Raw genomic sequence first — 20,694 nt, 5'->3', positions numbered from 1 at the left:
TGGCTGTACGAATGGCTGTACTCGGGACCGAGATCAACCGAGGTAAGTGCTGGTGGAGCCCAGGGGACTCGAACCCCTAACCCCTGCCTTGCAAAGGCAGTGCTCTGCCAGTTGAGCTAGGGCCCCGTGACGGCGTTCAGCGCAGGTCGGGTGCCGTGGTCGCCTCGTGCCACAGGGCGCGCTCGTCGTTCGAGGCCTTCACCTTCTTGGCCACGACGGCGGCCACACCGACGATGCCGGCCAGGATCAGGAGCTTCTTGAACATGTGCTTGACCCCTCGCGCTCGACTGTCGTCGGACGATGTGCGGTGGGGCTAGCTGGAATCGAACCAGCGACCTCAGAGTTATCAGCTCTGCGCTCTAACCGACTGAGCTATAGCCCCGCGTAGCGACGAGCTAGGTTAACCCATCGCCTCCACCACGCCCAAATCGGGGTCTGCGGTGGAAGCACCCGCGCCATTTCGAACCTACCCGGACGCACGACGCCGGGGCGACCGCTTTACGCGGTGCCCCGGCGCCGGTCGATCAGTCCCGCTCGGCGAGCGTCAGCTCGATCCCGCCGACCAGGTCGGCGCAGACGTTGTAGACGAACGCGCTGAGCGTGGCCAGCGCGGTGAACAGCACGACATTCACCAGGCCGATCAGCGCCGACGTCAGGATCACGCCCTTGGCGGTGATCCGGAAGCCGCCGCCACCCTGGGCGCCGCCGGCGTTCACCAGGTCGGTGAGGCTGTCGTTCACGCTCGTGAACACACCCATGGCGTCAAGCGCCAGGTAGAGCACCGACGTCGCCACGACGACCACGATGAAGAGCACCACGGACACCGCGAAGGCGAACTTCATCACCGACCACGGGTCGATCCGCTTCAGGTTCAGCCGGGCCCGTCGCGGTCCGCGCGACGCGGCCGAGCTGACCGATGTACGCGCGGCGCGTACCGCCTCACCCACGCGCGCGGCGCCGACGGCCGCCGCGCCGCCGATGCCCGGCGGCAGGCCGCCGCCGTTGGCGGGCCGGGACTGGGCGCTCGCGGCGCCGCTCGGGCGCGGGCCGTCGGGCGACGCCTTCGGGGCGGTGCCCAAGCCCGCGCCGATCCGCGGCTGCATGCCGGTCGTCCCGGTGGAGGCCCGGCCGGCGGCCGACGGGGTCTTGATCGGCTGGGTGCTCGTGGCGTTCGCGGGCTTGGCGGCCGGAGCGGCCAGACCGTCGGCCGACGTCGGCGCGTCGACCTTGGTCTCGGCCGAGTCCCGGGAACCGGAGTCCTCGGTCGGCTTGTCCGGAGGCGGGGCCATGCCGGGAGCCCGGGTGAACTTCGGGGCAGGCGCGTCGGCGGGAACCGTGGCCCGGCCCACAGCCGCGCGGCCGGTCGCTGGTGTGCCGCCCTGCGCGGCCTCCTCGTCGACCGGAGTGGCCGAGGTCCCCTTGTTCCCCGACTTCGCCTGTGTCTCCGTCATCAACTAGTCCTGTTCGTCAGGCTCGTCGGCATTGCGAGCAATCGCCACGATAGTCACGCCGTCCGGGAGGTCCATCAGCTTGACCCCCATTGTGTTCCGGTCACGCGTACGGCGTACAGGCTTCACCGGAGTCCGGATGACGCCGCCGTTGCTCGTGATGGCGAACAGCTCGTCCTCCGGGTCGATCACGACCGCGCCGACCAGGCCACCGCGTCGCTCGGTGATCTTCGCGGTCAGCACGCCCTTACCTCCCCGGCCCTGGACCGGGTATTCCTCGATCGGGGTACGTTTCGCATAACCCCCGTTCGTCGCCACCAGGACGTCCAGACCCTCCCGGACGACCTCGACGGCGAGCAACTCGTCCTCGCCGCTGAAGCGCATGCCGATCACCCCGGAGGTGGCCCGGCCCATCGGCCGCAGTGCCTCGTCGGTGGCGTTGAAGCGGATCGCCTGGGCGTTCTTCGACACCAGCAACAGGTCGTCCTCCGGAGCGGCCAGGACCGCACCGACCAGCTCGTCCTCATCGCGCAGGTTGATCGCGATGATGCCGCCGGAACGGTTGGAGTCGAACTCCTCGAGCCGCGTCTTCTTCACCAGGCCGTTCTTCGTGGCCAGTACCAGGTAGGGCGCCACCTGGTAGTTCGGGATTTCAATGATCTGCGCGATCTGCTCGTCGGGCTGGAACGCGAGCAGGTTGGCCACGTGCTGGCCCTTGGCCACCCTACTGGCCTCGGGAAGCTCGTACGCCTTCGCCCGGTAGACCCGACCCTTGTTCGTGAAGAACAGGATCCAGTCGTGCGTAGAGCATACGAAGAAGTGGCTGACAATGTCGTCCTGGCGGAGCGTCGCCCCGCTGACGCCCTTCCCGCCGCGCCGCTGTGACCGGTAGAGATCGACCTTGGTCCGCTTCGCGTACCCGGTGCGGGTGATCGTCACCACCACGTCCTCGCGGGCGATGAGGTCCTCCATCGAGACCTCGCCGTCAAACGGGATGATCTTCGTACGCCGGTCGTCGCCCCACTTCGCGACGATCTCACCCAGCTCCTCCGAGACGATCCGCCGCTGCCGCTCCGGCTTGGCCAGGATGTCCTTGAGGTCGGCGATCTCCACCTCGAGCTTCGCCAGGTCGTCCAGGATCCGCTGCCGCTCCAGGGCGGCCAGCCGGCGCAGCTGCATGTCCAGGATCGCGGTCGCCTGGACCTCGTCGATGTCCAGCAGCCGGATCAGGCCCTGCCGGGCGTCCTCCACCGTGGGCGAACGCCGGATCAGGGCGATCACCTCGTCCAGCGCGTCCAGCGCCTTGGACAGGCCGCGCAGGATGTGCGCCCGCTCCTCGGCCTTGCGCAGACGGAACGCGGTCCGCCGCCGGATCACCTCGATCTGGTGCTCGACGTAGTAGCGGATGAACTGGGCCAGGTTGAGCGTGCGCGGCACGCCGTCGACCAGCGCCAGCATGTTGGCGCCGAACGTCTCCTGGAGCTGGGTGTGCTTGTAGAGGTTGTTCAGCACCACCTTGGCGACCGCGTCGCGCTTGAGCACGAGCACGATCCGCATTCCGGTACGCCCGGAGGACTCGTCCCGGATGTCGGCGATGCCGGCGAGCTTGCCCTCCTTGATCAGCTCGGCGATGCGCTCGGCGAGGTTGTCCGGGTTGACCTGGTACGGCAGCTCGCTGACCACGAGCGCCGGCCGGCCCCGCTTGTCCTCCTCGACCTCGACCACGGCGCGCATCCGGATCGAGCCGCGCCCGGTCCGGTACGCGTCCTGGATGGCCGCCTGGCCGACGATCAGGCCGTGGGTCGGGAAGTCCGGGCCCTTGACGATCTCCAGCAGGGCTTCCAGCGTGGTGGCCTCGTCGGCCTCCGGGTGCTCCAGGCACCACTGCACGGCCGCGCCGATCTCGCGCAGGTTGTGCGGCGGGATCTTGGTGGCCATGCCGACCGCGATGCCCTCGGAGCCGTTGATCAGCAGGTTCGGGATGCGCGACGGCAGGATGGTGGGCTCCTTGGCCCGGCCGTCGTAGTTGTCCTGCAGGTCGACGGTGTCTTCGTCGATGTCCCGCAGCATCTCCATCGCCAGCGGGTCGAGCTTGCATTCTGTATATCTCATGGCCGCGGCCGGATCATTTCCCGGCGAGCCGAAGTTGCCGTTGCCGTCGACCAGCGGGTAGCGCAGCGACCACGGCTGCGCCATCCGGACCAGCGCGTCGTAGATGGCCGAGTCGCCGTGCGGGTGGAACTGGCCCATCACGTCGCCGACGACGCGGGAGCACTTCACGTACCCGCGGTCCGGCCGGTAGCCGGAGTCGAACATGGCGTAGAGGATCTTGCGGTGGACCGGCTTGAGCCCGTCCCGGACGTCCGGCAGGGCCCGCCCGACGATGACGCTCATCGCGTAGTCGAGGTACGAGCGCTGCATCTCGACCTCGAGGCCGACCGGCTCGATCCGGTCGTGCTGGACGACCGCGGCCAGTGCCTCCGGGGTCTCCGGCTCGTTCGGGGTGGACTCGGGAGTATCGGTCACTGTTAACCCTTATCAGACTCTTCAGTCATGGTCTCGCTGTGGATAACGGCTGTGGAAAGCGTTCGGACTGTGGATAACTCTGTGGACTACCGGGCCGGCCGGTGGATGTCCGGCCGGCCCGGGCGTGTCCGTCAGATGTCCAGGAACCGCACGTCCTTGGCGTTGCGCTGGATGAACGACCGGCGGGCCTCGACGTCCTCGCCCATCAGGACGCTGAACAGCTCGTCCGCGGTTGCGGCGTCGTCGAGCGTGACCTGGCGCAGCGTTCGCGTGGCCGGGTTCATCGTGGTCTCCCACAGCTCGGGGTAGTTCATCTCGCCGAGACCCTTGAACCGCTGGATGTCGTCCGGGCGGGCGTTGGGCTTCTTCTGCTGACGCAGGGCGATCAGCCCGTCGCGCTCACGGTCCGAGTACGCGTACTGGGCGTCGTCGCCCTTCTTGTTCCACTTGATCTTGTAGAGCGGCGGGGCGGCCAGGTAGACGTGGCCCAGCTCGACCAGCGGCCGCATGAAGCGGAACAGGAGGGTGAGCAGCAGCGTCTGGATGTGCTGGCCGTCGACGTCCGCGTCGGCCATCAGCACGATCTTGTGGTAGCGCAGCTTCTCGATGTCGAAGTCGTCGTGGATGCCGGTGCCGAGCGCGGTGATCAACGCCTGCACCTCGGCGTTCTTGAGCACCCGGTCGATCCGGGCCTTCTCGACGTTGAGGATCTTGCCGCGGATCGGCAGGATCGCCTGGACGCGCGGGTCGCGGCCCTGCTTGGCCGAGCCGCCGGCCGAGTCGCCCTCGACGATGAAGACCTCGGACTCGCGCGGGTCGGTGGACTGGCAGTCGGCCAGCTTGCCGGGCATCGAGCCGGACTCCAGCAGCGACTTGCGCCGGGCGAGCTTGCGCGCCTGCTGGGCGGCGATCCGGGCGCGCGCCGCCTGGGACGCCTTCTGGATGATGATCTTCGCTTCGGCCGGGTTGCGGTCGAACCAGTCGACGAGCGACTCGTTGCAGACCCGCTGCACGAAGCCCTTGACCGGGGTGTTGCCCAGCTTGGTCTTGGTCTGACCCTCGAACTGCGGGTCGGTGAGCTTGACCGAGATGATCGCGGCCAGGCCCTCGCGGATGTCCTCACCCGAGAGGCGCTCGTCGCCCTTGAGCAGCTTCTTCTCGGCGCCGTAGCGGTTGACGACGCTGGTCAGCGCGGCCCGGAAGCCCTCCTCGTGGGTGCCGCCCTCGTGGGTGTTGATGTTGTTGGCGAAGGTGTAGACCGACTCGCCGTACGACTCGTTCCACTGCATGGCGATCTCGACCGACATGCCCGTCTCCTCGGCGCCGAACTCGACCACCGTCTTGTGGATCGGGCTCTTGGAGGCGTTGAGGTGCCGGACGAAGTCGGCGATGCCGCCCTCGTAGTGGAAGGTGACCTCGCGGGTCTTGCCGTCCTCGTCCTCCGGCACCCGCTCGTCGAGCAGGTGGATGGTGAGGCCCCGGGTGAGGAAGGCCATCTCCTGGAGGCGCCGGTAGATGGTGTGGAAGTCGAAGTCGACGGTCTCGAAGACGTCCGGGTCGGGCCAGAAGGAGACGGCCGAACCGGTGCGGTCGGTCTCCTCGCCCTTCTCCAGCGGCGTCGGCTTGGAGTGGTGGTACTGCTGACGCCAGACGAAGCCGTCCTTGTGGATCTCCACGGCCATCCGGGTGGACAGCGCGTTCACCACGGAGACGCCGACGCCGTGCAGGCCGCCGGAGACGGCGTACGCCTTGCCGTCGAACTTGCCGCCCGCGTGCAGCACGGTCAGGGCGACCTCGACACCCGGCTTCTTCAGCTTGGGGTGCAGGTCGACCGGGAAGCCACGGCCGTTGTCGGTCACCCGGACACCGCCGTCGGCCAGCAGCACCACGTCGATGGTGTCGCAGTGCCCGGCCAGCGCCTCGTCCACCGCGTTGTCGACGACCTCCCACACCAGGTGGTGCAGACCGCGCTCGCCGGTGGACCCGATGTACATACCGGGCCGCTTCCGGACCGCTTCCAGGCCTTCGAGAACGGTGATGGACTCGGCACCGTACTTCTTGTTGTCCTCCGCTGCCACGCTCGGCCACTTTCTCGCACCGGCCGCGCGTGGGCGCGGGGCGCGGGTTCGGCGGACAGGACGCGACGTCGGCGCGCACGGACCGCCCCTGGGTTCGCCAGGTCGGATCATGTACGCCGGGCGCCGCGGTTGCCCGCGGATCGCGATCGGCTCGGACCCGATGCGGGACTATGATCGAGGGCTCGGAGGCCCCCTGTCCGTCGCTCCGTCTCGGGTCTTTCGTCTCGCTCCCAATCTTACTGTGCGGAGCCGACCAAACCGCCACTCGGCACCCTCTCCGAGGCGGCTGAGAATGCCGTAGCCGGACGAACCGCGGCTCCCGCGACTCCCCCTACACGCCAACGGGCCGGTACCGCGCCACCGGCCCCCGTGAGCCGCGACGGTCGTCCGACCGGTGATCGGCGGCTGCCCCGACCGGGGGTCGCGGCCGGGCCCGGCGTGCCGTAGCTTTTGCGGCGCCGCCGTTGCGGTCTTGATCTTTTGCGCCCGGAACCGGGACGATCGTCGGAGATGGTCCGAAAACGCTTGGTGAGAGGTGACGCCAGATGGGGCTGGACAACGTCGCGGTGCACTGGCCGCGGACCGGCCGCTTCTACGACCCGGTCGCGCCGGCTGAGTTCGTGGACTTCGGCGAGATCGTGGACATGCCCCGGATCTCCGCGCCGACCGCGGCGCTCGCCGAGCTGATCGCGAAGACCGGCACGGTACGCGCGACCGCGTACACGGAGTTGGTCGACCTGATCCTCGGGCTGGAGAATGTGCTCTACGCCACGGAGAACGCGGTCGAGGACGAGGACCCCGTGATCGACCCGGACGGCTGCTCCTGGATCGCCGAGGGCGTGGAGAAGTTCGTCGCGCGGCACCGGCCGTACGGCGAGGCGGTCACGTTCGAGTCTGTGAGCGACGTGCTGCGCGCGCTGCTCGGCGACGGGCGACTGGCCGAGCAGCAGCTCCGCTGGCTGGACAGCCGGCTCGACCGGCTGCGCGACGAGAACGGCGATCCGCCGCAGTGGAACTTCACCTGCGCCGAGCTGAGCGTGCTCGCGGCCTTCTACCGGCGCTGCGCGGAGCGGGGCTTCGCGGTCTACGCCGACGCCTGACCGGCCGGGCCGGGCCCCTGCGCGCCCGTCGTGGTGGCCCGGTTGGCGGCCGCGATCACCTCGGTCAGCGCCGTGTGCAGGTGCCGCAGGTCGGCCAGCGGCAGGCCGAGGCGCTGCACGATGGCCGGCGGGATCCGCTCGGCCTGCGCCCGCAGCGCCTGCCCCTCGGCGGTGAGTGAGACGGCCAGGCTGCGCTCGTCGGCAGCGTCGCGTTCCCGCCGGATGTAGCCGGCCGCCTCCAGCCGCTTGAGCAGCGGGGACAGCGTGCCGGGGTCGAGCTGGAGCAGCCGGCTCAGATCCCGCCCGGACAGCGGCGCGTGCTGCCAGAGCGCCAGCATGACCAGGTATTGCGGGTGGGTGAGCCCCATCGGCTCCAGCAACGGCCGGTAGACCGCGACGACGCTCCGGGCCGCGACGGAGAGCGCGAAGCAGACCTGCTGCTCCAGCGCCAGCGGATCCTCCTCGATGCCGTCGGTCACCGGCGTCCTCCTCCTCGTCGTCGTTGCGATCCTAGCAATGATTGGTGTACCAATGGTTTGCACACGAAACAGGGAGACGGCGGGATGAGCGACGACGAGCAGGTGGGCGACGCCTCCGGCAAGGGTGGCCGCCTGTTGGGCTGGGTGTTCCGCAACCTCGCCGGCCCCTCCCAGGTGCAGGGCGCGGTGCAGGGCGGCTCGCAGCTGGCCCGCGAGGCCTGGAAGCAGGATCTGGAGCGCCGCAAGCAGTGGAGCCGCGAGCAGCGCGAACTCAAGCGCGCCCGGCGGGAGGCCCGGCGTTCGGGCGGTGTCGGTCAGCCGTAGGTGTCGCGGGGGCCGCGCCCGCGTACCCGCCGGGGACCGCGCGACCACGACGGCGCCGCCGGGCCGTGGATGTGCAGCTTGCGCACCACGTTGTGGCCGACCTCGCTGGCGATCTGCTTGAGCAGCGAACCCGCCAGCAGGCGCAACTGCGTCGCCCAGGCCGTCGAACGCGCCTCCACCGTCAGCTCGCCGTCCTCCAGCTTGACCGGGCGGCTGTGCTGGGCGACTTCCGGGCCGACCACCTTCTCCCAGGCGCCGAACACGGTCGCCTCAGCCGCCGGCTGCTGCCAGCCGCGCGCCTTCACCAGCTTGTCCAGCACCGCGCCGAGCGGCTGCGGGTCGCGCGGGTCCGGCCCCGGGCCGGAGTAGCCGCGCAGCCGCTTCTCGCCGTCGCCGCGGACCGCGCCACGCCGGCGCGGGGCCGCCGCCTGACGCCGGGCCTTCGCCGCGTCGAGCACCGCCCGCGCCAGCTCCGGCCCGGTCGCGCCCTCCGGCAGGTTCGCGGCCGGCTCGCCGTCCGCGGGCTTCCCCGGGGTACGCGCGTCGCGCCCCGGCCCGAGCCGCGCGGGCGGGAGCTGCACCTCGTCATCCGGCACGTCGCACCGTCCCCTCGCCCACCGCGTACCGGGTGCCGCGCAGCGTCGCCGGCACGTCGTCGTCCACGGCGCAGGTGACGAGGAGCTGACTCGCGCCGCCGACCAGCTCGGCCAGCCGTTCCCGCCGGCCGGTGTCCAGCTCGGCGAAGACGTCGTCGAGCACCAGCACCGGCTCGATCCCGTCGGCGCGCAGCAGGTCGTACCCGGCCAGCCGCAACGCGAGCGCGTAGGACCAGGACTCGCCGTGGCTGGCGTACCCCTTGGCGGGCAGCGGGCCGAGCGTCAGTGCCAGGTCGTCGCGGTGCGGGCCGACGAGTGTGGTGCCGCGCTCGATCTCGGCGGCGCGGTTCGCGGTCAGCGCGGCGGCGAGCGCCTCCGCCAGCGCCGCCCGGTCGGCGCCGGGTTCGGGCAGCTCCACCGAGGGCCGGTACGAAATGCCCGCCGCGCCCCGGCCGGCGGCCACCGCGTCGTACGCCTTGGCCACGTGCGGGGTGAGCGCGGCGACCAGCTCCAGGCGACCGGCAAGCAGGTCCGCGCCGTGCTGCGCCAGATGCGCGTCCCACACCGCCAGCGTCGACAGGTCGCCGCCGCGTGTGCCGCCGGTCTTCCGAGCGAGGTACGAGGTACGCAGCAGCGCGTTGCGTTGCTTGACCACGCGCTCGTAGTCGGCGCGTACCCCGGCGTAGCGGGGCTGGCGGGTGACCAGCAGATCGTCCAGGTAGCGGCGACGTTCGGCCGGGTCGCCACGGACCAGTTCGAGGTCCTCCGGCGCGAACAGCACGAGGCGCAGCGCGCCGAGCACGTCCCGGGCGCGCCGGGCCGGGGACCGGCCGAGCCGGGCCCGGTTGGCCTTGCCCGGGACGATCTCCAGCTCGACCAGCAGTTCCCGGCCCTCGTGCACCACCGCGCAGCGGATCACCGCCGAGGCGGCGCCCATCCGGACCAGCGGGGCGTCCGTGGCGACCCGGTGCGAGTCCAGGGTCGCCACGTAGCCGAGCGCCTCGACCAGGTTGGTCTTGCCGACGCCGTTGGCGCCGACGAGCACGTTCGGACCCGGCTCCAGGTCGACGCCGACGCGCTCGTAGGAGCGGAAGTCGACCAGTTCGAGCCGGCGGACGTACACAGCCTGTGGATACCGGTCAGCGCTTGTGGACGGCGTGGCCGCCGAACTGCTGGCGCAGCGCGGCGACGGCCTTCATCGCGGGCGAGTCGTCCTGCCGGGAGGCGAACCGGGCGAAGAGCGACGCGGTGATGACGTTGAGCGGCACGGCGAGCCGGACCGCCTCGTCCACGGTCCACCGGCCCTCGCCGGTGTCCTCGGTGTAGCCGCTCAGGTCGGCCAGCTCCGGGTCCTCGTCGAGCGCCCGGTCCAGCAGGTCGAGCAGCCACGACCGGACCACGGTGCCCTCACGCCACGACTTGAACACGCCGGGGACGTTCGTCACCAGCTCCGAGGCGGCCAGCAGCTCGTAGCCCTCGGCGTACGCGTGCATCAGGCCGTACTCGATGCCGTTGTGCACCATCTTGGCGTAGTGGCCGGCGCCGACCGGACCGGCGTGCACGAAGCCGAACTCGCCCTCGGGCTTGAGCGCCTCGAAGATCGGCATGAGGCGCCCGACGTGCTCCTGCGCGCCGCCGACCATCAGCGCGTACCCGTTCTGCCGGCCCCAGACGCCGCCGGAGACGCCGACGTCGATGTAGCCGATGCCCTGCTCGTTCAGCCGCTCGGCGCGCGGGGCGTCGTCGCTGAACCGGGAGTTGCCGCCGTCGATGATGATGTCGCCCTCGCCGAGCACACCGGCGAGCTCGTCGATGGTGGCGTCGGTGACGCCGGCCGGAACCATGACCCAGACCGCACGGGGCGACTGGAGCTTCTCGGCGAGCTCGGCCAGGCTTGCGGCGTCGCTGATCTCCGGGTTGTGGTCGTAACCGACCACCTCGTGCCCGGCGGCGCGCAGCCGCTCCCGCATGTTGCCGCCCATGCGGCCGAGTCCTACCAGGCCGAGCTGCATCTGCTCCTACCTCCGTACGTCAGGGTCGTGCTGCCTGCGATCAGCGGGACACGCGGATCGGCATGATGAGGTACCGGTACCCCGGGATGACCTCGCCATCCTCGCCGGCCGGGGAGATGACCGCGGGCTTGAACGCGTCGACGAACCGGAGCAGGGCGTGCTGGGCGCCCAGGTTGGTCAGACCGTCGATGAGGTACTGCGGGTTGAACCCGATGGTCAGCGGCTCGCCGCTGAACGTGGCCTCCATGGCCTCGCTGGCCCGGGCCTCCTCGGTGCCGCCCGCCTCGACCACGAGACCGTCGGCGCTGAAGCTGAGCAGGACCGGGGTGGTGCGCTCGGCGACCAGCGCGACGCGCTTGACCACCTCGATGAGCGCGGCGACGGCGACCCGGGCCTCGGCGTTGTGGTCGGCCGGGAACAGCGAACGCACCGGCGGGTAGTTGGCGCCGTCGAGCAGCCGGCTGGTGGTCCGGCGGGTGCCGCCGGAGAAACCGATCATGCCCTCACCGGCGCCGCCGGAGGACAGCGCCATGGTGACGTGGCCGCCGAGCGGGCCGAGCGCCTTCGCGGTGTCGTGCAGCGTACGGGCCGGCACCAGCGCATTGAGGCTGATCTCCGGGTCGTCCGGGTTCCACTCCATCTCGCGCAGCGCGAGGCGGTAGCGGTCGGTCGCCAGCATGGCCATCGTGCTGCCGCTCAGCTCGATCCGGACGCCGGTCATCATCGGCAGCGTCTCGTCGCGGCCGGCGGCCACTGCCACCTGGGCCACGGCGGAGGCGAAGGCGGCGGCGTCGACGGTGCCGGCGCTCTCCGGCATCTCCGGCAGCGTGGGGTAGTCCTCCACCGGCATGGTGGGCAGCGTGAACCGGGCGCTGCCGCAGACCAGTTCGAGGTGGGCGCCGACGGCGGCGATGTCCACCGGCTTGGCCGGGAGAGCCTTGGTGATCTCGGCGAGCAGGCGGCCGGAGACCAGGGCGGCGCCGTCCGCGTCACCGTGCACCTCGACTGTCACCTGGCTGGAGACCTCGTAGTCGAAGCCGGAGACCTGGAGGTTGCCGTCGGTGACCCGGAGCATCACTCCGGCCAGCACCGGTACGGAGGGCCGGTTGGGCAGGCTCTTGGCGGTCCACGCGACCGCCTCGGCGAGCGCGTCGCGCTCCACTCGGAACTTCATCAATGCCTCCGCGTCGACGTCAGCGACAACTCTCTCATGCCGACCGCTGCCACCCGCCCCGCCCGACCGTGCGGGTACCCATCGCACCTTAAGGCGCTGGGGCATCGGCTGTGCGCCCGACCCCGTGGATCCAGGTGCCGGGGTGACTGCCGACGGCAGTGCTTCGGCCCGATCCACAGGAAGTCCAACGGTGATGATTGGTTTTTGTTGTTTAGAAGAGATAACTCATCGTCTTCATCGCACCTGTGCAAACTGTGGAGAACCAGCGTCCGCGCAGGTCACACACGTTATCTACAGGTGGTTTGGCTGTGGAGAACCAGGGGTAAAACCCGTGTCCCGGTCCACAGCCCTCGCCGGCAGCCGGGTTTTCCACGGCTGTCCACCGGTTGTCCACCGGTAATCCACCGGTTTTCTCCCCAGCGCTGTGGACAACGCGGGCCGGGTTGACAGCCGTCATCCCCAGAACCTTCAACAGCTCACCCACAGGCGGACCGCCGGCTGGGGACAACGTGATCGTCGTCCCCAGGCATCCACAGCGTCGTCCCCAGGAGTTGTCCACAGTCTGTGGGTAACCGGCCGGGTGCGATGCGTGGTTGTCCACCGCCTGTGACACAGGGGCTGTGGACAACGGGTACGAGCTGTGGACGAGCACACGACCGATCCTGGGCCCTCCACCGGGTCGAGGGTCAACATTTCCCCGCTGTCGGCTACTCGCCACCCGCCCGAGCCCGGCCCGTAGGCCCCGAGATGGTCGCCTCCGTCACGCCGCCCCTCCCGCCGCTCCGCCTGTCTCGCCCCGCCCCACCTCGGTTGATCATGAAGTTGGCGGCATTTGGCGTCCGGTTTGTCGCCGCCAACCTCATGATCGACGCGAACGGTCGGGCGGGTGAGGGCGGGATCGTGGCGGTGGGCGGTCGCCGTGACCGCCGATCAGGGCACGCCCGGGGCGGTGACGCTAGGGTCCGGCGAGATCTTGGTAGGAAACGGCACCTATGAGGGCCTATGAGGGCACCACGCTTCCAAGATCCGCGCGTCTGCCCCTTCTTGTTGACCAAGGAGTTTGGGGCAGGGATGACGCCTTTCCCGGACACAAACTCCTTGATCACCGGGGAGCGGCGGGAGCGGCGGGAGCGGGAGGGAAGGAGGCAGCGCGAGGGCTGAGCGCGGTCAGGTGTTCTGCTTGATGCGGTTGGTCAGCTCGGCGATCTGGTTGTAGAGCGAGCGCCGCTCCGCCATCTGCTGGCGGATCTTGCGGTCCGCGTGCATCACCGTGGTGTGGTCCCGGCCGCCGAACGCCTGCCCGATCCGGGGCAGGGACAGGTCGGTCAGCTCGCGGCACAGGTACATGGCCACCTGACGCGCGTTCACCAGCACCCGGGAGCGGGAGTGGCCGCGCAGGTCCTCCAGGCTCACGCCGAAGTAGTCGGCAGTGGACACCATGATCTGGTCCGCGGTGATCTCCGGGCCGGCGCCGTCCGGGATGAAGTCCCGCAGCACCTCCTCGGCCAGCGACAGCTCCACCGAGGACCGGGTGAGGCTGGCGAAGGCGGTGACCCGGATCAGCGCCCCCTCCAGTTCGCGGATCGAGTTCGAGACCCGGGACGCGATGAACTCCAGCACGTCCGGCGGCGCGAACAGCCGCTCCTGCGCCGCCTTCTTCTGGAGGATCGCGATCCGCGTCTCCAGGTCCGGCGGCTGGATGTCGGCGAGCAGGCCCCACTCGAAGCGCGTACGCAGCCGATCTTCGAGCGTCGCCAGTTGCTTCGGCGAGCGGTCGGACGTGATCACGATCTGCTTGTTGGCGTTGTGCAGCGTGTTGAAGGTGTGGAAGAACTCCTCCTGCGTCCGCTCCCGGTTCTCCAGGAACTGGATGTCGTCGATCAGGAGGATGTCCACGTCCCGGTAGCGGCGCTGGAACGCGCTCGTCTTGTCGTCGCGCAGCGAGTTGATGAAGTCGTTCGTGAACTCCTCGGTCGAGACGTACCGGACCGAGCGCGCGTTGCCGAGCGTCGTGGCGTAGTGCCCGATGGCGTGCAGCAGGTGGGTCTTGCCCAGCCCGGAACTGCCGTAGATGAACAGCGGGTTGTACGCCTTCGCCGGTGACTCGGCCACCGCCACGCTCGCGGCGTGCGCGAACCGGTTGGACGAGCCGATGACGAACGTCTCGAACATGTACTTCGGGTTGAGCCGGTTGCCGCCGCTCTCCGTACCGCCGGGGAGCCTGCGGTCGGCCTGGCCGCCGCCGGGGCGGTGGTGGTCGGCGCCACCGCGGCCGGGGCCGTTGTCGGTCGCGCCGTCGCGGGGCAGGCCGCGCATCGGCGCGGGGTCGGCGGCCGGACGCTCCCGGTAGCGGGGCTCGTATCCGCCGGCGTCGGGCACGGGAGGTTCGATCCGGGTGCGCTCGTCGAACGCGCGGCGCTCGGGCGCGGTGCGCACCGGCTCGGCGAACGCGGCACTGAAAAGCGTGTCCTGCGCGTCCCGGCCGGTCGGGATCAGGTGCGGGCGACCGCCGTCGGCGGTCCGCTGGCGCGGCGCCGGCTCGTCGAGCGGCTGCTCCGGGCGCAGTTCGGCGTACCCGGGATCCGGGCGGGAATCGGCGTACCCGGATTCCGGGCGCGGCGACGGGAAGGCCGGGGCGGACACCTGCGGGCCGGGCTGGTCGAAACCGGGCAGCGGGGCGGTGCCGTCGTGCTCGGGCAGCGGCTCCGGGCTGGTGCGGTAGACGGTGCCGGCCGGGCGGGCGCCCGGGTCCTCGGCGACCCGTACGGTGACCGCCACCTGGATCGGCCGGCCGAGCCGGCGGCTCAACGCCTCGGTGATGGCCGGGCGGAGCCGGGACTCGATCACGTCCCGGGTGAAGGCGTCCGGCACCGAGAGCAGCGCGGTGTCCTCGACGATCGCGCGCAGCCGGGTGAGCCGGAGGTACGCCCGTTGCTGCGCGGAGATGATCTCGTCGGCGAGTTCGTCGGTGGTCGCCGTCCACACCGCGGCAAGGTCGGTCGCTCCGGTCACCGTCGTGCCACCCCCTCGCCTGCTCCTTCTCACGCCCGCCCGGACGGCTGACCGGTCGTCATCCACAAGTTATCCACAGCCTGTGTACCGACCGATTGTGGCCGCCCACCGGACGCGGGTCGGACCTGCCCCCCTCGATCCACGGAGGCGTTGAAGCGGGTTCACCGTGCCGAACGATTCAACAGCGTGTCCGGTCTTGCCGATCGGCGACAAACCCCGGACCCCCGACGCCGACCGCAATCGCGCACGCTAACAGCGCGGACCCCGCAGCATCAACCGGCGACACCCTGACGACCTTGGCAACATCAGTGAAAACCGCCCCTTCGGTCGCGCATGCCCGCAGGTCGGACGCCCGAGTGTGACGTTTGACGGTCATTGCGCCCCTGCGTAGGCTGGAGCGGCTGCTCTCTCGCCCTCTGCTAGGGTGATTGATGCTTGCTGTCCGTGGCTGTCACCCCGCATCGCCGGGGAGCGTGTCACGGCAGCGCCGATCGGAGGTCACCGGCAGGTGATCTGGACCAGCACACGACCCCGGGCGATCCGCCGCGCGGGGCGTACGACAACGGAGAGCCTGACGTGAGCAAGCGCACCTACCAGCCGAACAACCGCCGGCGCGCGAAGACCCACGGCTTCCGGCTGCGCATGCGCACCCGTGCCGGCCGCGCCATCATCGCGACCCGTCGCTCCAAGGGCCGCGCCCGCCTGTCGGCCTGACGCCGACAGGTCCGGTCCGGGGACGTGGGCAGTCGTGCTGGCCGCCGCGCAACGACTGCGGCGCAGTAGCGACTTCGCCGCAGCGGTCCGCGGTGGCCGACGCGTCGGCCGCGGTGCCGTCGTGGTCCACCTGACCCTCCCCGGATCGATCGGCACGACCGCGACACCCTCGCCGGAGCCGGCGCGGAGCAGCGGTGCGGAGACCTCCGCACCGAGCCGCGCCGGCTTCGTCGTGTCCAAGGCCGTCGGCGGCGCGGTGGTCCGCAACAAGGTCCGCCGCTGGCTCCGGCACCTGGTCCGCGAGCGGCTGGCCGAGCTGCCCGCCGGCGCCACCCTCGTGGTACGCGCGCTGCCCGCGGCCGCCGACGCGACGTACGCCCGGCTCGGGGCCGACCTGGACGCGGCCCTCTCGGCCGCGCGGGCCCCCCGGGGGCGGCGGTCGCGGTGACCGGGCCGACGACGGCGACTCCGCCGCGCACAACCGGTGCCCGCATGCTGCTGGCGCCCATCATCGCGTACCGTCGGTGGATAAGTCCGGCACTGCCGGCCCGCTGCCGGTTCTACCCGTCGTGCAGTGCCTACGCCGTCGAGGCGGTGTCCCGGCACGGTGCGCTGCGGGGAGCCTGGCTGACGGTCCGTCGGCTGTCGCGCTGCCATCCCTTCCACCCTGGTGGACACGACCCGGTTCCGGAGCCGGGCGACCGCCGCCGTTCCGACGTGACTGGAGCCTGAGTGTTTAGTCTCGACTGGATCTACTACGCGATCTCGTGGATCCTGCTGGCCTGGCACTCGGCCTGGGACGCCATCGGAGTGCCGGTCGGGGCCGTGGTCGGTACGAACTGGGCCTGGATCCTCGCCATCATCTTCCTGGTGGTGACGGTCCGGGTGATCCTGTTCCCGGTCTTCGTCAAGCAGATCAAGTCGCAGCGTGCCATGCAGGCGCTCCAGCCGAAGGTGAAGGAGCTCCAGGAGAAGCACAAGGGTGACCGGGAGACGCTCCAGAAGGAGATGATGGAGCTCTACCGGAAGGAAAAGGCCAACCCGCTCATGGGCTGCCTTCCGATGTTCCTCCAGATCCCGGTCTTCCTGGGCCTGTTCCACACGCTGCGCCGGCTCAGCCCGGACAACCAGGGTAAGACCCTGTACGGCTGGACCGTCGACCAGTTCGACAGCGCCTCGAACGCGACGCTCTTCACCGCGCCGATCTCCGGCAAGTTCGGCTCCACCGTCGAGGAGCTGAGCCGGCTGGGCGCGAGCACCGGCACGGTCAAGGTGGTCGCCGGCATCCTGGTGGTCATCATGATCGCCACCACCTACCTGACCAGCCGCCAGATGATCCTCAAGACCGGCTGGGCCGAGGACCCGCAGCAGCGGATGGTGCAGCGGCTGATGCTCTACGGCATCCCGCTGTCGCTGCTGGTCTCGGGCGCGATCTTCCCCATCGGTGTGATCATCTACTGGGTCACCAACAACCTCTTCACGCTCGGCCAGCAGCAGTGGGTGCTGCGGAAGTTCCCGCCGCCGCCCACGGCCAAGAGCACCAGCGCCGCCAAGAGCACCTCCGGCCGGGGCCCGGTGCAGCCGGCCAAGGTCGGTGGCCTGTTCGGCCGCAAGGCGGCCCAGCCGCCGGCGAAGGCGCCGGCAGCCGCGCCGAAGGTGGCCGGCCCGAAGCCGGGCGCCAAGCCGGTCAACCCGAAGAAGGGCGGCAACCGGCCCGCCAAGCGACAGGGCTGAGCCACCGGGCCACCGTCGCGACACCGGCGGTGGCCCGTTCCGGCCGCGTGCTGCCATTCGAGGAGTCGGCGCCGGGCCGGAATCGCCGCGCGGAGCGCGGACACGGGCGAAACTGGCCCGTACAGACGTGCCCGAGGGCACCCGGCGAACCTCCCGCCGGCCCCGGGAGACCAGCGGACCTCGACGGTCCGGCCGAGCGAGTACGGAGATGAGACCCGTGACCGAGACCAGCATCCCCAGCGCCGACCAGTCCCTGGACGAGGAGACCCCCGTTACCGCCGCCACCGAGACCGAGGACGCCGCGGGCGAGGCCCGGGAGAAGAAGGCCCCGGCCGACAGCGACCTGTTCCGGCAGAGTGAGATCGCCGCCGACTACGTCGAGGGTCTGCTGGACATCCTCGACTACGACGGCGACATCGACGAGCTGGTCTCCGGCGGCCGCCCCGTGGTCGAGGTGGTCGGCGCCCGGCTCCAGAACCTGGTCGGCCAGCGCGGCGTGACCCTGGAGGCGCTCCAGGAACTGACCCGGCTGGCCGTGTTCCGCCAGACCGGCACCCCGAGCCGGCTGCTGCTCGACGTCGGCGGCTACCGGGCCGCCCGTCGCAAGGAGCTGGCCGCCGTGGCGAAGAACGCGGTCGAGAAGGTCAAGGAGCACGGCGAGCCGGTGCGGCTGGAGCCGATGTCCGCGTTCGAGCGCAAGTGCGTGCACGACGTGGTGAACGCGATGAGCGGGGTGGAGAGCGAGTCCGAGGGCGTCGAGCCCAACCGCCGCATCGTCGTCCGGCCGGTGGCGGACTGAGGTCCGTGATCTCCGACGAGACGACGGCAGGAGCCGTGACCGGCCCGGGTGGCACGCCGCCCGGGCCGTCGGCTGTGCGCCCCGACCACAACGTCGACCCGGTCTTCTCCGACGACGACGGGCCGGCCGACCCGGCGTACCCGGGACGGGCCGGGACCGACCCCGGCGAGCCCGCCTTTTCCGGCGAACCGGCGGTGGTGACCGGGATGGAGCCCGCCGACCCGGCGGTGGACGTGACACCCGCCTTCTCCGGTGAGCAGGCGGCGGATGTGACGCCGCCCGACCCGGCCGCGGTGGCCGACCCGGTCTTCGCCGAGCCGTCGGCGGACGTACCGTCCCTCGTGGACAGTGGCGCCACGCCCGATCCGGCGTCGGCGACGCTGCCGCCCGAACTGGCGGAGGCCGCCCGCGCGCTGTTCGGGGACCGGCTCGACCTGGCCGCCGCGTACACCGAACTGCTCGCCACCGACGGTGTGGTCCGTGGCCTGATCGGCCCCCGCGAGACGCCGCGACTCTGGGAGCGGCACCTGCTCAACTGCGCGGTGGTGGCGGATCGTATTCCGGAGGGTGCCCGTGTGATCGACGTCGGCTCCGGCGCCGGGCTCCCCGGTCTGGTGCTGGCGATCGCGCGCCCCGACCTCACCGTGACGCTCGTGGAGCCGCTGGCTCGACGGGTGTCCTTCCTGATCGAGGCGGTACAGCGTCTCGGCCTCACCCGGGACGTCCGTGTGTTCCGTGGGCGGGCGGAGGAGGCGGCGGCCGGCTCACGTGACCGGGAACCGTTGAGCGCGGACATCGTGACGGCCCGCGCGGTGGCGCCGCTGGACCGGCTCGCCTCCTGGTGCCTGCCGCTCGTGACTCCCGGCGGGCGGCTCGTCGCGCTCAAGGGCGCGTCGGCGGCCGAGGAGATCACCGAGCACACCGAGACCGTGATCCGTCTCGGCGGCGGTACGCCGGAACTGCGTCGATGCGGCGAAGGGGTGATCGAACCCCCGGCGACTGTGGTCGAGGTGGTCCGGGAGCGCGTGGTCAACCCGCGTGGTCCGAAGAAGCCGAAGCGGTCGCGTGGCGGTCGTCGTCGCGGCGACCGCTGAGCGGGTACGCCATTCCGCGCGCCCGGTCCGGTCGTTGGACCGGTGGGCGTGACGCGATCGATCGCAACCCGACATGGACCCACCGCGCCCGTCGGCCGTAGGCTGACCGCGCGTCGATAGTGTGGAACGGCGGTGCCGGGCGGCACCCGAACCCGATGGTTCCCGCCGAGCCGACACACCGCCGCGCGAGGCGCGGACGCGATTCGACGGGTGCGGACCGACCATCCGGAGCGGGTAGGGATGACAGGTGCATGACGACGGCAGGTACGACGATCCACGGTTGACCGGACCAGGAGGCCAGCCCTCCGCCGACCCCGTTTCACGTGAAACCAACTACCAGGAGTGGACGGTGAACGAGTCCGGCGAACCGTCCTCCCCGCACCCGGCTCAGCCGTCGAAGCGACGGGAGTCGTCGGCCGGCGGACCCGTGCGTCCCGTCTCGTCGGTGCCGGCGAACGTACCGCCGGCCCGCGACCCACTCGACCCGGCCGACGGCCCGGTGAACGCGCCGACCCCGCGCCCGCCCGCGGTGCGGGCGAACGCCGCGGTGCCCACCCGCTACGAACCCCAGCCGCCCGTCTCGGCCGTGCCGTTCCAGGCCGCCCCCGAGGCCGCCGCGGCGGCCTCCGACACGCCACAGGCAGACGGGTACGGGGACGAGGTAGACGCCAGCACGTACGTTTCACGTGAAACCCCGACGCGCGAAGAGGATGATCCACCGTTGGCTATGGAGGCGATGCGCGCCGTGCAGATCCTGAATCCCAGTGGCGAGGTCACCATGCCGCGCCCCGACCGGACCCGGGTGATGTGCGTCGCCAACCAGAAGGGCGGCGTGGGTAAGACGACCACCACCGTGAACCTCGCAGTGGCGCTCGCGCTCCACGGCAACCGTGTGCTCGTGGTTGACCTTGATCCCCAGGGCAACGCCTCCACCGGTCTGAACGTGCCGCACCACACGGGCGTGCCCGATGTGTACGACTGCCTGATCGACAGCGTGCCGTTGGAGGAGGTGGCCCAGGCGGTCGAGGGCATCCCGAACCTGTGGTGCGTACCGGCCACGATCGACCTGGCCGGCGCCGAGATCGAGCTGGTCTCGGTGGTGGCCCGGGAGTCGCGCCTGGCGCGGGCCATCGCCGCGTACCCGGGGCACTTCGACTACGTCTTCATCGACTGTCCGCCGTCGCTCGGCCTGCTCACCGTCAACGCGCTCGTGGCCGCGCAGGAGGTGCTGATCCCGATCCAGTGCGAGTACTACGCGCTGGAGGGCCTGAACCAGTTGATAAACAACATCAACCTGGTTCGTCAGCACCTCAACCCGAAGCTTGAGGTCTCCACCATCCTGCTCACCATGTACGACAGGCGTACCCGGCTGGCCGACGCGGTGGAGCAGGACGTCCGGAACCACTTCGGTGACAAGGTGCTCCAAGCCGTCATCCCCCGCAACGTGCGTGTCTCCGAGGCACCGAGCTACGGCCAGTCGGTGATGACCTACGATCCCGGTTCGCGGGGAGCCACGAGTTATTTCGAGGCCGCCCAGGAGATCGCGGAGCGAGGCGTCAAGGAGCCGGTGAGCCGGAATGCGTAGTGCGGAGATGTCGCTGGGA

Annotated in this window: 19 protein-coding genes and 2 tRNA genes; 9 read left to right on the top strand and 12 right to left on the bottom strand. The window is 70.7% G+C overall.

Annotated elements, in window-relative coordinates:
• Positions 1–50: 50 nt before the first annotated feature.
• The 6 genes from KSK32_RS12125 to gyrB form a co-directional block, all read right to left on the bottom strand.
• A tRNA-Ala gene (locus KSK32_RS12125) sits at positions 51–126 on the bottom strand.
• 10 nt (positions 127–136) lie between these two features.
• Positions 137–265, bottom strand: a complete 129-nt coding sequence (locus tag KSK32_RS12120) for a DLW-39 family protein (RefSeq protein WP_013283222.1) — start codon at positions 263–265, stop codon at positions 137–139.
• A gap of 43 nt (positions 266–308) precedes the next feature.
• Positions 309–382 (bottom strand) — tRNA-Ile (locus KSK32_RS12115).
• A 142-nt stretch (positions 383–524) separates the two neighbouring features.
• Entirely contained in the window at positions 525–1,451 is a 927-nt protein-coding gene (locus KSK32_RS12110) for a DUF3566 domain-containing protein (RefSeq protein ID WP_216931317.1), read from the bottom strand.
• A 3-nt stretch (positions 1,452–1,454) separates the two neighbouring features.
• Positions 1,455–3,974 carry a DNA gyrase subunit A gene (gene gyrA / locus KSK32_RS12105; RefSeq protein ID WP_216931315.1) on the bottom strand — a complete coding sequence of 840 codons (2,520 nt, stop codon included), beginning with the start codon at positions 3,972–3,974 and terminating at the stop codon, positions 1,455–1,457.
• A 131-nt stretch (positions 3,975–4,105) separates the two neighbouring features.
• The gene (gene gyrB, locus KSK32_RS12100) at positions 4,106–6,052 is read right to left on the bottom strand and encodes a DNA topoisomerase (ATP-hydrolyzing) subunit B (RefSeq protein ID WP_216931313.1); all 1,947 of its coding nucleotides are present in this window, start codon (positions 6,050–6,052) and stop codon (positions 4,106–4,108) included.
• Positions 6,053–6,597: 545 nt separating this feature from the next.
• On the opposite strand from gyrB, the gene KSK32_RS12095 reads away from it, so the two are divergent.
• Positions 6,598–7,152 (top strand): hypothetical protein, encoded by a 555-nt coding sequence (locus tag KSK32_RS12095; protein WP_216931311.1) that lies wholly within the window; start codon positions 6,598–6,600, stop codon positions 7,150–7,152.
• Here KSK32_RS12095 and KSK32_RS12090 read toward each other — a convergent pair.
• Complete coding sequence (locus KSK32_RS12090) at positions 7,137–7,631, bottom strand: MarR family winged helix-turn-helix transcriptional regulator (protein ID WP_216927904.1); 495 nt, start codon at positions 7,629–7,631, stop codon at positions 7,137–7,139. The two genes, KSK32_RS12095 and KSK32_RS12090, sit on opposite strands and share 16 nt — an antisense overlap.
• 84 nt (positions 7,632–7,715) lie before the next feature.
• Here KSK32_RS12090 and KSK32_RS12085 point away from each other — a divergent pair, with 84 nt between their 5' ends.
• Positions 7,716–7,955, top strand: coding sequence for a hypothetical protein (locus tag KSK32_RS12085; protein WP_216927903.1), 240 nt, complete (start codon positions 7,716–7,718; stop codon positions 7,953–7,955).
• On the opposite strand, the gene KSK32_RS12080 is transcribed toward KSK32_RS12085, so the two are convergent.
• From KSK32_RS12080 to dnaA, 5 genes are all read right to left on the bottom strand, one after another.
• Positions 7,946–8,551 (bottom strand): DciA family protein, encoded by a 606-nt coding sequence (locus KSK32_RS12080; protein ID WP_216931309.1) that lies wholly within the window; start codon positions 8,549–8,551, stop codon positions 7,946–7,948. The genes KSK32_RS12085 and KSK32_RS12080 overlap by 10 nt on opposite strands.
• Positions 8,541–9,674, bottom strand: coding sequence for a DNA replication/repair protein RecF (gene recF, locus KSK32_RS12075; protein WP_216927902.1), 1,134 nt, complete (start codon positions 9,672–9,674; stop codon positions 8,541–8,543). Before recF ends, KSK32_RS12080 begins: the two co-directional genes overlap by 11 nt.
• A gap of 16 nt (positions 9,675–9,690) precedes the next feature.
• The gene (gene gnd / locus KSK32_RS12070; protein ID WP_216927901.1) at positions 9,691–10,563 is read right to left on the bottom strand and encodes a phosphogluconate dehydrogenase (NAD(+)-dependent, decarboxylating); all 873 of its coding nucleotides are present in this window, start codon (positions 10,561–10,563) and stop codon (positions 9,691–9,693) included.
• Positions 10,564–10,603: 40 nt separating this feature from the next.
• On the bottom strand, positions 10,604–11,737 hold the full coding sequence (gene dnaN / locus KSK32_RS12065) for a DNA polymerase III subunit beta (protein WP_216927900.1): 1,134 nt from the start codon (positions 11,735–11,737) through the stop codon (positions 10,604–10,606).
• Positions 11,738–12,904: 1,167 nt separating this feature from the next.
• Entirely contained in the window at positions 12,905–14,749 is a 1,845-nt protein-coding gene (gene dnaA / locus KSK32_RS12060) for a chromosomal replication initiator protein DnaA (protein WP_216931308.1), read from the bottom strand.
• A 576-nt stretch (positions 14,750–15,325) separates the two neighbouring features.
• Between dnaA and rpmH the strand changes: the two genes are divergently transcribed.
• The 7 genes from rpmH to KSK32_RS34370 all read left to right on the top strand — a co-directional run bounded on the left by rpmH (position 15,326) and on the right by KSK32_RS34370 (position 20,675).
• Positions 15,326–15,463 carry a 50S ribosomal protein L34 gene (rpmH, locus tag KSK32_RS12055; protein WP_018788530.1) on the top strand — a complete coding sequence of 46 codons (138 nt, stop codon included), beginning with the start codon at positions 15,326–15,328 and terminating at the stop codon, positions 15,461–15,463.
• 34 nt (positions 15,464–15,497) lie between these two features.
• Positions 15,498–15,911 (top strand): ribonuclease P protein component, encoded by a 414-nt coding sequence (rnpA, locus tag KSK32_RS12050; protein WP_216931306.1) that lies wholly within the window; start codon positions 15,498–15,500, stop codon positions 15,909–15,911.
• Positions 15,912–15,955: 44 nt separating this feature from the next.
• On the top strand, positions 15,956–16,195 hold the full coding sequence (gene yidD / locus KSK32_RS12045; RefSeq protein ID WP_013477538.1) for a membrane protein insertion efficiency factor YidD: 240 nt from the start codon (positions 15,956–15,958) through the stop codon (positions 16,193–16,195).
• On the top strand, positions 16,196–17,197 hold the full coding sequence (yidC, locus tag KSK32_RS12040; RefSeq protein ID WP_216931304.1) for a membrane protein insertase YidC: 1,002 nt from the start codon (positions 16,196–16,198) through the stop codon (positions 17,195–17,197).
• A 208-nt stretch (positions 17,198–17,405) separates the two neighbouring features.
• On the top strand, positions 17,406–17,996 hold the full coding sequence (locus KSK32_RS12035; protein ID WP_216931302.1) for a R3H domain-containing nucleic acid-binding protein: 591 nt from the start codon (positions 17,406–17,408) through the stop codon (positions 17,994–17,996).
• A 194-nt stretch (positions 17,997–18,190) separates the two neighbouring features.
• Positions 18,191–19,090: a 16S rRNA (guanine(527)-N(7))-methyltransferase RsmG gene (gene rsmG, locus KSK32_RS12030; protein WP_374226746.1), complete on the top strand. Its 900-nt coding sequence runs from the start codon at positions 18,191–18,193 to the stop codon at positions 19,088–19,090.
• A gap of 247 nt (positions 19,091–19,337) precedes the next feature.
• Complete coding sequence (locus KSK32_RS34370) at positions 19,338–20,675, top strand: AAA family ATPase (RefSeq protein ID WP_374226708.1); 1,338 nt, start codon at positions 19,338–19,340, stop codon at positions 20,673–20,675.
• The last annotated feature ends 19 nt before the right edge of the window (positions 20,676–20,694 follow it).

It is taken from the genome of Micromonospora sp. WMMB482, from assembly GCF_019038635.1.
GTDB classification, from domain to species: domain Bacteria; phylum Actinomycetota; class Actinomycetes; order Mycobacteriales; family Micromonosporaceae; genus Micromonospora; species Micromonospora marina.
This window is presented reverse-complemented; position numbering and strand designations above follow the sequence as displayed.

Coding starts and splice junctions, on each gene's coding strand:
- yidD (WP_013477538.1), top strand. CDS start 15,956: ATGCTGCTGGCGCCCATCATCGCGTACCGTCGGTGGATAAGTCCGGCA.
- gnd (WP_216927901.1), bottom strand. CDS start 10,563: ATGCAGCTCGGCCTGGTAGGACTCGGCCGCATGGGCGGCAACATGCGG.
- KSK32_RS12110 (WP_216931317.1), bottom strand. CDS start 1,451: ATGACGGAGACACAGGCGAAGTCGGGGAACAAGGGGACCTCGGCCACT.
- KSK32_RS12120 (WP_013283222.1), bottom strand. CDS start 265: ATGTTCAAGAAGCTCCTGATCCTGGCCGGCATCGTCGGTGTGGCCGCC.
- KSK32_RS12085 (WP_216927903.1), top strand. CDS start 7,716: ATGAGCGACGACGAGCAGGTGGGCGACGCCTCCGGCAAGGGTGGCCGC.
- dnaN (WP_216927900.1), bottom strand. CDS start 11,737: ATGAAGTTCCGAGTGGAGCGCGACGCGCTCGCCGAGGCGGTCGCGTGG.
- KSK32_RS12035 (WP_216931302.1), top strand. CDS start 17,406: ATGAGACCCGTGACCGAGACCAGCATCCCCAGCGCCGACCAGTCCCTG.
- KSK32_RS12095 (WP_216931311.1), top strand. CDS start 6,598: ATGGGGCTGGACAACGTCGCGGTGCACTGGCCGCGGACCGGCCGCTTC.